Genomic DNA, 10,272 nt, shown 5'->3' on the forward strand with positions numbered 1-10,272 from the left:
AAGGCCTGGAGTGTCTTCGCGGACGAAGCCCAGAAGGCCGGCATCGAGCTCGATATCGTGCGTTTCTCCGAGTATCCGCAGGTCAACCCAGCACAGACCGAGGGTCAGATCGAGATTTCGAAGTTCCAGACCATCAACTACCAGGCCCAGTACAACGCCACCGCTGGCAAGGACCTGCGCATCATCGGTTCTGGCGAGATCAACGTGCTTGGCCTGTACTGGAAGGACCACGACTCGCTCGACGGCATCGAGGGCACCGAGATCGCAGTGCCGAACGACCCGTCCAACCAGGGTCGCGCGATCAACGTGCTGGTTCAGGCTGGCCTGCTGAAGCTGCGTGAAGGCGCGCCGAAGCTCACCCCGACCCCGGCTGACATCGATAAGGATGCCTCCAAGGTCAAGGTTGTCGCTGTGGATGCGTCCCAGACGCCGAACGCCTACAACGAAGGCCGCCCGGCTGTGATCAACAACAACTGGCTGGCACGCGCAGGTATCGACCCGGCTTCCTCGGTCGCGGCCGACGATCCGAACTCCGAGCTTGCGGAGCCGTACATCAACGTATTCACTGTCTCAGGCGATGACCTGGACAACGAGACGTACGCCAAGTTGGTCGACATCTGGCAGTCGCCGGAGGTCACCGCAGCGCTTGACGAGGATTCCAACGGCACCGCCGTGCAGGTCCAGCGCAGCAAGGAGGAACTCAACGAGATCCTCGACCGACTTGTGGAGGAGTACAAGTAAATGACAACAACCGGCACCCGGATTGAGTTCCGGAACGTATCCAAGGTTTTCAAAACCAAAGAGCGCGAGGTCAAGGCCGTCGATGACGTCACCTTGACCGTCGAGCCAGGCGAAATCCTCGGAGTGATCGGCTACTCGGGTGCCGGCAAGTCAACGCTTGTCCGCCTCATCAATGGCCTTGATATGCCAACCTCGGGCGAGTTGCTTCTCGACGACACAAACGTCGTCGGCATGCCCGAACGTAAACTTCGCGAGATCCGCCGCAACGTCGGCATGATCTTCCAGCAGTTCAACCTCTTTTCCTCCCGTACCGCAGCGGGCAACATCGAATACCCGCTGAAACTGGCCGGTGTAGGCAAGGAAGAACGCAAGCGCCGCGTTGCTGAACTGCTCGACTTCGTCGGTCTGTCTGACCGTGGCGAAAACTACCCGGAGCAGCTCTCCGGTGGCCAGAAGCAGCGCGTCGGCATCGCGCGAGCACTTGCGACCAACCCATCGCTGTTGCTTGCCGACGAGGCCACGTCCGCCCTCGACCCCGAAACCACCCACGAGGTGCTCGGAGTGCTGCGTCGCGTCAACGAAGAACTCGGTATCACCATCGTGGTGATCACCCACGAAATGGATGTCATCCGAGCCATCGCCGACAAGGTTGCCGTAATGGAGAACGGCCGTGTTGTGGAGTACGGCGGGGTTTACGACGTCTTCGCCAACCCGCAGACCCCCGTCGCCCAGCGTTTCGCAGCGACGAGCCTGCGCAACACCCCCGATGATGTTGAGCGCGCCGAACTGCTGACCAAACCAGGTCGTCTGTTCACCGTGGATCTTTCCGAGGACTCCGGGTTCTTCGGCGCCGCCGAGACCGCCCGCACGCGCGGTGTTGTCATCGAGCCAGTCCACGCTGGCATCACCACCCTGCAGGAACGTTCCTTTGGCAAGATGACCGTCCGCCTCAACGGCGACGACGCCGCCATCAACGAATTCCTGGCCACACTGCAGCGCAGCACCGAGATTGAGGAGATCACCCGATGACCGAATACCTGCTCGCTGAACCGAACTGGGACAACCTCGGCCCCACCTTCCTCGACGCCATCGGCGACACCCTGTGGATGGTCGCCATCACCATGGTTGTCGGCGGATTCTTCGGCCTGGTGTTGGGCATGCTGCTCTACACCACCCGACCAGGTGGCATCCTGCGCAGCAACGTGGTCTACACCCTGATCAACGTTGCGGTGAACTTCTTCAGGCCTATCCCGTTCATCATCATGATCGCGATGCTGTATCCACTGACCCTGGAGGTCGTGGGCACCACCATCGGCCGTGCCGCTGCAACGTTCGTGATGTGTTTCTCCGCCACGTTCACCGTGGCGCGCATCGTGGAGCAAAACCTCGTCGCCATCGACCCCGGCGTTATCGAGGCCGCACGCTCCATGGGCGCCGGCCCCTGGAAGATCATCACCTCGGTGATCCTGCCGGAGGCACTCGGCCCGCTAATCCTGGGTTACACCTTCATCTTCATCGCAGTCATCGATATGTCTGCGATGGCCGGCTACATCGGCGGCGGCGGTGTGGGTGACTTCGCCATCGTGTACGGCTACCGCGCCTTCGAGCCACAAGTCACCTGGGCTGCAGTCCTGGTCATCGTGGTGATCGTGCAGCTCGCTCAGTTCCTGGGCAACTGGCTGTCCAAGAAGGTCATGCGCCGGTAGATTGAAGTGCCATGAAGGTAGCGGCGTTCGACTTCGATGGCACTCTCCACCACCCTCCCCACGGTTTCGACCAGGAGGATATCGCCGCAATAGATGCCTGGCGCAAAGCCGGGCATCTTGCCATTTCTGCCACCGGACGCTCCCGTACAGCGCTCGCCCACGGCATGGCCGGCAGCACGCTAGCGTTCGACTACCAGGTGCTGTCCAACGGTGCGTCCGCCACCGACGGTGCCAACCGTGACCTGATCTTCAGCCACGAACTCGACGGTGCCGTCCTGCGTGCCGCCGTGGAACAGTTCGGAAGCCGCGAAGGACTGGCTATTTTCGGTACCACCATCGGACGCGTAGACGGCGTCTTTGCGAACAACACCGGCCGCACCCACGACTTCACAGCCCACTTCACCCCGATGGGCATTCGCGACATCCCAGACCACCAGTTCGCCGTCATCCCGTTCTGGATTCCTGGCGACGACGCACTGCGCGCCGAAGTCATCGCCTGGGCCACCAAACTCGGCGACGTAGAAGTTGCTCAAAACCAGGACTACATCGACCTCATGGCACCGGGCCGGTCGAAAGGCACCGGCATCCTCGAGCTGTTCGAGATACTCGGCATCAACCGCGACGACGTGGAGCTCTACACGTTCGGCGACTCATGGAACGACCTGACTATGCACGCTCTGGCCGACCACTCGCATAGTTTCCACCACTCCCCCGCCGACGTGAAAGCAGCCACAGACCGGGTCATCGGGTCAGTGGCTGAAGTCCTCGGCGAGTACATGTAGGGCCTAGCTCCCCTAACGCTCCTGCACGTTGACCGCGACCCAGGCAGTGCCTTCCTTGGGGTCCTTGCCACAGGAATCCACAATCCCGCTGACCGGGCGTTGTTCCAGTTCGACGACGTATTCCGCACCGGGCGTGGTGACGTTGACGGTGGCGGTGGTGTCGTCGACACGCGCCGGCGCAACATCGAACTCACCGTAGCGAGGATTGGCAACCTCGCTGGCGACAGCGACCTCGGCAACCTGTTCCACCGGGGTGAGCGTGCCGCGTCCGCGGTTGCCGGGCACGAAGTAGTCGCCCCGCTTCGCGGCTGTGAGCATCGCGTCGGTGGCCTCCACGTTCATGCGGCCGAAACTGTATGCCCAAGGCATGAGCATCATGGTTGCGGCGAAGCGGTGGCCCTTGATGTGGGAAACCTCCCACACGACATCGTTGCCGGGGCCGAACGGGTAGCGCTCGTGCAGTGCGTTGACCAGCGGGCGACCCTTCACTGCGCAGCAGACATCGCGCTTGGCGTGGGTGCAGATCAGCAGCAGCGGGCGTTCGCGGCGCACTCCACCGTTCTTACCGGGACCCGACAGGTCGAGGTTCAAAATGTCTTCTGGCCCGTCCACATGGAGGACCTCGGTGATGCCTTCGTCGGCGAAGACGAGATAGAGGTGGTGATCCTCAATGTTGCGACCTTCGCGCGTTGGATGGCGGATGAGCAGCAGGGATGCGTCGTATTCGTCGAGGTGTTTGGAGATTTTGGGGGTGATTTCTTCGCCAAGTGCGGCGTTGGAAATCACGTCGCGGGGCCACGGGTCGGGCCACTCAAAGATGACGTAGGTAGCGCCGGGCTTGGCGGTGCCGGGCAGCGGTTCAACCTCAACATCTGAGCAGGGCAATTGTCGCATGTCACCACCATAGCCAAGCTTGGCCTAACTTATTAGATGACCCATTTGAACAACATTCACTTCTGTAACAGTTAGATAACCTTTTGGGTATTTCGCTCTGAGGCTTTTGTTCTGATTCCTCCTGCTGGTTACGGTGGCTTAATGCAAAAAAATTCCGGTTCCTTCCGCGCTGCGGTCGTGGGCGCTTGCGTAGCGACGATCGCTGCCTGCACCGCCTGCACCACACCCAGCTTCGGGGCCGGCGAAACGGTGGCCAGCAGCTTGTCCGCCAGCTCTCCGCGTCTGAAACCGTTGGGCAACGCTGACCCGTCTCCGAAGACGCAGCGCCCGTCGGCACCGTCACAGCTTGTGGTCACCGCGGTCCGTGTTGGCGCACATGAGGGATTCGACCGCGTCGTGGTGGATCTTGAGGGCGACGGGGATCCGGGTTGGTTTGTGGATTACACCTCCACCCCGATGCAGGAGACCACCGGCCAGCCGTTGAAGGTAGCGGGTAACGCGTTTTTGAACATCAACGTCGACGGCACCGTTTATCCGTTTGAGATGGGTAAGGATTCCGATGTTGAGGTGAAGATGGCGGGCGATACTGGCAACGTCATCGACGTGATCAGCGCTGGCACCTATGAGGGCCGTAGCCAGGTCGTGGTGGGTCTGCGCTCTGCTTTGCCGTATTCGGTGCAGGTGTTGGAGGACCCGAAGCGCGTGGTCGTCGACATCGTCCAGAACTAATCGCACCGCTCACCCCACCGTTAGTACACCGCCTCGACGCGCCAGCTGCGTCTGCTCCACACAAGCAACCAGCCTGTGACAGCGCCGTCTGGTCCGCCTTCGCGCCCGACGACTTGCATGCGCGCAAGCCGTCCTGTGGCCCCTTCGGTTTGGGCCCACCATCCTTCGTCCACGGGCCACGGCCCGGCCCAGCCGGTAACCAGAAACCGGCGATCGCCCCAGGCCAGGGCGTACGGCGTGGTTGAGAGCAGCACTTCGGCGGTGACGATGACGGGGGTTGCGGTGTCGTCGATAAGCGCGATGCGCGAGGCGGGGTGCTCGATGCCGCCACCGAGGCGCGCAGGCAGCGGTGCTGGGATTGCTCCGGGCCAGGACAGCTTGTCGACGACCGGCCCCGCCTCCCCGTACGGCACCATCTGCACCCGTTCTGCCACGCCACGGCCGCCGACGAGCCGGGGTTGGAGCACCGCGTCGATGCCGAGTTGGGATTGCACGCGTTCCACGACGCGGCGGGCGGTGTCGGTGGAGGCGCCGTCGGCCCACAGTTCGCCGACGGGTTCTGGGGCGGCGAGTTCGAGCGGTTCCAGGATGAGACTTGTAATTTCACCGGCACCGCCGCCGGTCAGCCAGCCGTCGAGTTGCCAGCGCACCCGGTCGGCGGTCGCGGCCTCGGTGAGTGCTTCGCGGGTGCGCCAGACGCGTTCGACACGGGTGCCGTCGCCAAGTTCGGCCGTCACTTTCAGCCGCAGGCAGTTCCGCCCCGTTTCTTTCAGCCGTTCGTGCAGGCTAGCGGCCAGTGCACGGGCGGCGAACGCGGCAGCATCAACTCGGTCGATCGGGTCCTCCGGAGTGATCGCCACCGCGAGGTCCTCCACGGGAATTTCGGGCGCGACGCGGCGGTCCGGCGTGGCTGCGGCGATCCGGTAGATGAGCATCCCGGACTGGCCGAATCGCGTGGTGACAGCCGCCGGAGGCAGCGCCGCCAACTGCCCGAGCGTGGAAATCCCCAACTGCCCCAACGCCCGCACCGTGTCCATGTCCGCGCCGAGCGCTTCTTCGGCGACGAGCACACCGAGTGGCTGGTCTGCCAGGAACGTCGCCGATTGCCCCTGCGCCACCACGTCAGATGAGCGCGAGGCGATCACTGCGGTGGCGATCTCGTCGGCGGCACCGGCAAGGGCGTCGATGCCGCGGCGCGAGGCGGCGTCGATAAGCATCTCGAGCGCACGGTCCTCACTGCCGTGGAACTTGCCCGCGGCCTCAAGGTCCGCAACGACAAGGCCTGGGCGCAGCACTTCTACGCTCGCCGCGACATCGTCGAGACCCGCTGCAAGTGCTGCGAACATCCGGCCGTCGCGGTCGGCGTTGTCCTCCACCACCGTCAGCTCCGGCGCTGCCGCCTGTGCGTTTCGCACCCGCATCCCACGCCGGATGCCCACTTGGCGGGCTGCCTGCGAGCACGCCTTCACCCTGTGGTGCGCAGCAATCGCAATGGGTTCTGCCAACTCGTCGCCGGACTCCAACTTCGCAGCCTGCACGGGCCAGTCCGGAAACCACAACGCTGCAACCCTCATGTGACCAGCCGCAGCTTTCGCCTATCGACGCCCCGCTCACCACCAGCACCCAACGTCACCCGTGCACTCGCCGGACGGTATCCCTTACCTTCTGCGCGGACATCGAAATCGATCCCGGTAATGCGCCCTGTGCCTCTGCCGATGCCGTGGAATTGCGCGAGCGTGCCCGTCAGCGTGAGCGCCGGCGACGGCACCGCAACGTTGACGCACACAAGCGCCGCTTGCCCTTTCCGGATCCTGGCCAGCAGTGGCCGGGCGCGCACCGGAGACAATTCCAGCGCACTGCGAGTGCGCAGCACCACCAGGTCAAGCCCTTCGGCGAGCACGCCCGCCACCGAGAGGTCGTCGATACCCGGCTCCGGCACCGCGACGACCCGCTCAAGCGCATCTGCACCGATGGCGGCGTACGACAACTCCGGCCACCCCACCACGCCTACGCGCCCACCGGCTTCCACCACCTGGCCGATGAGCTCCACGATCAGCGCGGGTGTGTCACTGACGTGCGTGACCGTCCTTCGCGCCAAGCCACCATTCGGCAACACAGTCGAAAGACCACCGCTGATCGTGAGCACCTCAGTATCAGCCGCAACCTCCTGAGGGACCTCCCCGCCGAGCGCAGCCATGCGCGCACGCAGTTCCGCGATCTGCTCAGCACGCGTCAGCTGAGCAGGCGCTTCACCCGCTTCATGCAGGCGCGCCGCTGCCAACGTAGCTCGAATAGGTGTTCCACTCACGCCAGATAGTATGCACCCCGGGGCCGACACAGGCAACGCTCCTGGTCGAACATGTTTTCTACTCAATCTTCATGAGAATCCGACTTATGGGGCCATACGAATACTCCATGATCTCCTCATTCATAATGCGGCAACGAACGCCAACAGACCCCGGAGCACAAAGAAGGCTCTCGACACAACGGTCCGAACCCCCTCGAACTCCGTCATCGCGCACTCCCCATCGGCCTTCCGCTTGAACAGAGGCCGCGCTTCATACCGAGCCGAAAGAACACACTGCCACACCACTACACGGGACTTGACCACGAACCGTGGCGGCACGTGCACATTCAGGGACAAATTTGGTTGCGTTGAACATGGGGCTCTCTATGGGACCGTCCACTGCTGACGATTAAAAAGAAGGCGAGCTGGCAAACTGATTTTGCCAGATAGCTGACATAACAACGGTTACGTTAATAGGGCGTAAAGCACTCCAGATGGTGGCAATACTTAAATTTAACGTGATACAGAACACATTCCTTGCGGTGTCTGTGTACACTCCGTATGTGAGTCGCCTATCAGGGTGACCTCCCGGGAACCAAGCGGCGCGAAGAGTGGGCCAACTAATAAGGCTCAGCTACACGCCCCAAGCAACACAAGGAGAAACCATGAAAATCACCGGCAAAAGTGAAAATCAGTCGCGTGGGTTCGTCGCACTCGCGATCGGCGCGGTAGCACCTCTTCTTGGAGTAACAACCCCTGTAACAGGAGCTGCCATTGCTGGTTGGGGTATCGCTGCTGTGGCCTTTCCTGTCTCCGCTTTCTTCTTCCATCGAGCGAAAGATGACGACAAAGTGCGCGAGTAAAGTTCCGATTTCATCGCATTACTTCGTGAAAGTCCTGTACCGCACTGATGCGGTACAGGACTTTACTTTGCAAAAAAGATCCAGACACCCTTTTGTTTGAACGTTTATGCCTGCGTCAACTTAACGAGAAACTCGCCTCAGATCCCCCAGCCAAGCACTCCACGACGGGCGCGGCGATCGTCTCACCATCCGTCGCCATGAACCAGAGTTTTGGCAAGCAAGCGAATGTGCTGTGATACGAGAGGTTCAAACGTGCAATGCAGAAGAGTTAAGAGACATAAGAAGGCGGTGGAGCGCCCTGGTAACGTCGCCTTTCATGATCCCGATCAGCGCCAACGAGGTCCGTAGCCGCGTCACTCCGATCCCCACGCCCGCCGTCGTGCGCGCGCTGGGTTCGCTGGCCGTGGGTGGTTCCGTCGGCGTGATGGTGTCCGAAGCACCGCTGGGCATCAAGGCGATCACAGCGCTGGTCTGCGTTGTTGTTGCTATCGCGGTGACGTGGCTGCACCCCTACCGGAAGCAGATTGCGGCGTTTGCTGAGGAGAAAAATGTCAGCAGGGTGCCGTCGATAAGCATGGTTGTGCCACTCATGGTGTGGTGGCTTGTGCTCATGATGGGCCCGCTGGTGCACTGGTCCGCAGTGGCGGGGCTGCTGGTCGGCATCCTTGCGGCAGTGGCGGCGTGGTTGCTGTACCCGCACGTGGACGGCACGCGGCGCCTCGCGTACGCATAGAACTACTAGAAAGAATCTACTCGAAAGGCTTTCTAGTAGACGAGTTTTCGCAGCTCAACCTAGAAACATTCCCTTTCGAGTAGCTTTCTAGTAGCTTTCGAGCTACCGCAAAGGCCCTTCCAAAAGCCATACCGCCCGAGGGTCCCGCGGACCTTTACCGCGCCATTGAATAAGGCCCTCCTCCCGCAGCGCTTTCAACGCGCGGCGGGCAGGCGGGTTCGAAATCCCCAAGGCATCTGCAACCTCCCCCGTAGACATTGGCCTGCCTTTCGCTTGCATGACTGACAGGGCGCTGCCGGCGTGAGGCGGGAGGGAGTCCGCGGTCTTCGGATCAAGCCGTTGAACCGCCTTCAACGTGAGCAGAACACTTCCGCTCGTCTGCTGGTAAATCGGGTCAGCAAAACCCACTCGCCGCATACCTGCGAACATACGGCGGATACCCTCGCCGAGTTCTTGACCAATCCGAAGCTCTGCCGTCACCCGCGCAATGAGAGGATTGCGCGCAAATCGAGCAATAGATTCTGGTCGTGTGGGGTCCACCAAACCGGGAAAGCGCCCCGGACTCGAAACTTCGAGGCGAGATGGATAGATCTCGAACCGCACATGGTCACCAGCCATGCTGTACGACCGGTGAATGACAGCATTTACTAATCCCTCAAGCCAAACGTCGTTCGGGATGAGATTTTCATCCTCGAACAACCCCGAAGCGCCCAGGCGCCGGACTTGCGGCAGCATCCCCTCAATCGCCCGCTGAGCAGCCCCAATTTGTTGTGGCAACGGCCCCTCAAACCGGTCGTCGGCCAAAAGCTGTTGCTGATGCCCCGCGAGCCGCTCATCCTCACCGAACCGCAGAACACGGACATGCGCATTAGGGAAGAACTCTTGCGGGTCTTTACCGAAGAGCAAGAGTGCTGCTGTTCGGGGCCTACCTTCACGGTCGATGAGATTTCTTGCTTTAAGAGCGTCTTCAGCGGAAGAAGAACCAATAACGTTGGCATATTCACCAACGACCTCCATATCGAGATCACCCATACCGACACGGGGCAGCACCGTCGCATCGAACTGTTGCTCACCCTTGGTGTAACGCAGTTCGAGAATGCCGTCTGCATTCAGTAACCGAGATTCGTCGCCGACACGCAGGAAGCAGTCCCCCGACCGCAAATAATGCACATGCTCACTCGGGTCTACATGAAACAGGTAAACCTGCGCACCGTCGCCGATATCGAACGGCTCGATTCGAACGCGCACGGTTGGATCCGTGTGGTCGAGCGATGTTTGTCTCAGATCATTGTCCTGTTTAGGCGTCGGTGCCCCATCAAACTCCCGGTCAGTAATTCCGACAGCAATAATGCCGCCCTCCGCATTTGCCATGCCGACGATGGTTTTGGCGAGATCCTTCGGCTTGATGCGGAAAGACTTTCGCTCGAACCATTGATCTTCCGGCAGACGCAGAAGAAGGCTCGGGTCATCTCGGTAGTTTCTCTCTGGACGCACAGAAGGAATTCTACTCGAAAGGCTTTCTAGTAGACGAGTTTTC

Annotated in this window: 11 protein-coding genes; 7 read left to right on the forward strand and 4 right to left on the reverse strand. The window is 61.3% G+C overall.

What is annotated here, in order from left to right; genetic code table 11:
• The 4 genes from HMPREF2656_RS00670 to HMPREF2656_RS00685 form a co-directional block, all read left to right on the forward strand.
• The coding region (locus tag HMPREF2656_RS00670; RefSeq protein WP_070815575.1) for a MetQ/NlpA family ABC transporter substrate-binding protein at window positions 1-741 on the forward strand (741 nt) is incomplete at its 5' end.
• Complete coding sequence (locus HMPREF2656_RS00675) at window positions 742-1,770, forward strand: methionine ABC transporter ATP-binding protein (RefSeq protein WP_070570552.1); 1,029 nt, start codon at window positions 742-744, stop codon at window positions 1,768-1,770. It abuts the gene before it with no gap.
• On the forward strand, window positions 1,767-2,447 hold the full coding sequence (locus HMPREF2656_RS00680; protein ID WP_070815576.1) for a methionine ABC transporter permease: 681 nt from the start codon (window positions 1,767-1,769) through the stop codon (window positions 2,445-2,447). The genes HMPREF2656_RS00675 and HMPREF2656_RS00680 overlap by 4 nt, the downstream gene beginning before the upstream one ends.
• Before the next feature lie 11 nt (window positions 2,448-2,458).
• Window positions 2,459-3,229, forward strand: coding sequence for an HAD family hydrolase (locus tag HMPREF2656_RS00685; protein WP_070815577.1), 771 nt, complete (start codon window positions 2,459-2,461; stop codon window positions 3,227-3,229).
• 12 nt (window positions 3,230-3,241) lie between these two features.
• Here the strand turns inward: HMPREF2656_RS00685 and HMPREF2656_RS00690 are convergent, their stop codons facing one another.
• A complete protein-coding gene (locus HMPREF2656_RS00690; protein ID WP_070815578.1) occupies window positions 3,242-4,123 on the reverse strand; it encodes a sucrase ferredoxin in 882 nt (293 codons plus the stop codon).
• Between the two features lie 141 nt (window positions 4,124-4,264).
• Between HMPREF2656_RS00690 and HMPREF2656_RS00695 the strand changes: the two genes are divergently transcribed.
• On the forward strand, window positions 4,265-4,852 hold the full coding sequence (locus tag HMPREF2656_RS00695; protein ID WP_070614288.1) for an AMIN-like domain-containing (lipo)protein: 588 nt from the start codon (window positions 4,265-4,267) through the stop codon (window positions 4,850-4,852).
• A gap of 20 nt (window positions 4,853-4,872) precedes the next feature.
• Here the strand turns inward: HMPREF2656_RS00695 and HMPREF2656_RS00700 are convergent, their stop codons facing one another.
• Together HMPREF2656_RS00700 and HMPREF2656_RS00705 are read right to left on the reverse strand one after the other, a co-directional pair.
• Entirely contained in the window at window positions 4,873-6,426 is a 1,554-nt protein-coding gene (locus HMPREF2656_RS00700; protein ID WP_070482431.1) for a Y-family DNA polymerase, read from the reverse strand.
• Window positions 6,423-7,160: a hypothetical protein gene (locus tag HMPREF2656_RS00705; RefSeq protein WP_246825042.1), complete on the reverse strand. Its 738-nt coding sequence runs from the start codon at window positions 7,158-7,160 to the stop codon at window positions 6,423-6,425. The genes HMPREF2656_RS00700 and HMPREF2656_RS00705 overlap by 4 nt, the downstream gene beginning before the upstream one ends.
• A gap of 644 nt (window positions 7,161-7,804) precedes the next feature.
• On the opposite strand from HMPREF2656_RS00705, the gene HMPREF2656_RS00715 reads away from it, so the two are divergent.
• Window positions 7,805-8,002, forward strand: a complete 198-nt coding sequence (locus HMPREF2656_RS00715; protein WP_070815580.1) for a hypothetical protein — start codon at window positions 7,805-7,807, stop codon at window positions 8,000-8,002.
• 316 nt (window positions 8,003-8,318) lie between these two features.
• The gene (locus HMPREF2656_RS00720; protein ID WP_070450508.1) at window positions 8,319-8,735 is read left to right on the forward strand and encodes a hypothetical protein; all 417 of its coding nucleotides are present in this window, start codon (window positions 8,319-8,321) and stop codon (window positions 8,733-8,735) included.
• A gap of 102 nt (window positions 8,736-8,837) precedes the next feature.
• Here HMPREF2656_RS00720 and HMPREF2656_RS00725 read toward each other — a convergent pair whose 3' ends face one another.
• Window positions 8,838-10,229, reverse strand: a complete 1,392-nt coding sequence (locus HMPREF2656_RS00725; RefSeq protein WP_070815581.1) for an RNA-binding domain-containing protein — start codon at window positions 10,227-10,229, stop codon at window positions 8,838-8,840.
• Window positions 10,230-10,272 lie beyond the last annotated feature (43 nt).

The sequence above is a fragment of the Corynebacterium sp. HMSC034B08 genome, from assembly GCF_001835805.1.
GTDB classification, from domain to species: Bacteria; Actinomycetota; Actinomycetes; order Mycobacteriales; family Mycobacteriaceae; genus Corynebacterium; species Corynebacterium coyleae.

Excerpts from the sequence above, each read along its gene's own strand:
- HMPREF2656_RS00715 (WP_070815580.1), top strand. The coding sequence starts at position 7,805 with ATGAAAATCACCGGCAAAAGTGAAAATCAGTCGCGTGGGTTCGTCGCA.
- HMPREF2656_RS00675 (WP_070570552.1), top strand. The coding sequence starts at position 742 with ATGACAACAACCGGCACCCGGATTGAGTTCCGGAACGTATCCAAGGTT.
- HMPREF2656_RS00720 (WP_070450508.1), top strand. The coding sequence starts at position 8,319 with ATGATCCCGATCAGCGCCAACGAGGTCCGTAGCCGCGTCACTCCGATC.
- HMPREF2656_RS00700 (WP_070482431.1), bottom strand. The coding sequence starts at position 6,426 with ATGAGGGTTGCAGCGTTGTGGTTTCCGGACTGGCCCGTGCAGGCTGCG.
- HMPREF2656_RS00680 (WP_070815576.1), top strand. The coding sequence starts at position 1,767 with ATGACCGAATACCTGCTCGCTGAACCGAACTGGGACAACCTCGGCCCC.
- HMPREF2656_RS00690 (WP_070815578.1), bottom strand. The coding sequence starts at position 4,123 with ATGCGACAATTGCCCTGCTCAGATGTTGAGGTTGAACCGCTGCCCGGC.
- HMPREF2656_RS00685 (WP_070815577.1), top strand. The coding sequence starts at position 2,459 with ATGAAGGTAGCGGCGTTCGACTTCGATGGCACTCTCCACCACCCTCCC.
- HMPREF2656_RS00695 (WP_070614288.1), top strand. The coding sequence starts at position 4,265 with ATGCAAAAAAATTCCGGTTCCTTCCGCGCTGCGGTCGTGGGCGCTTGC.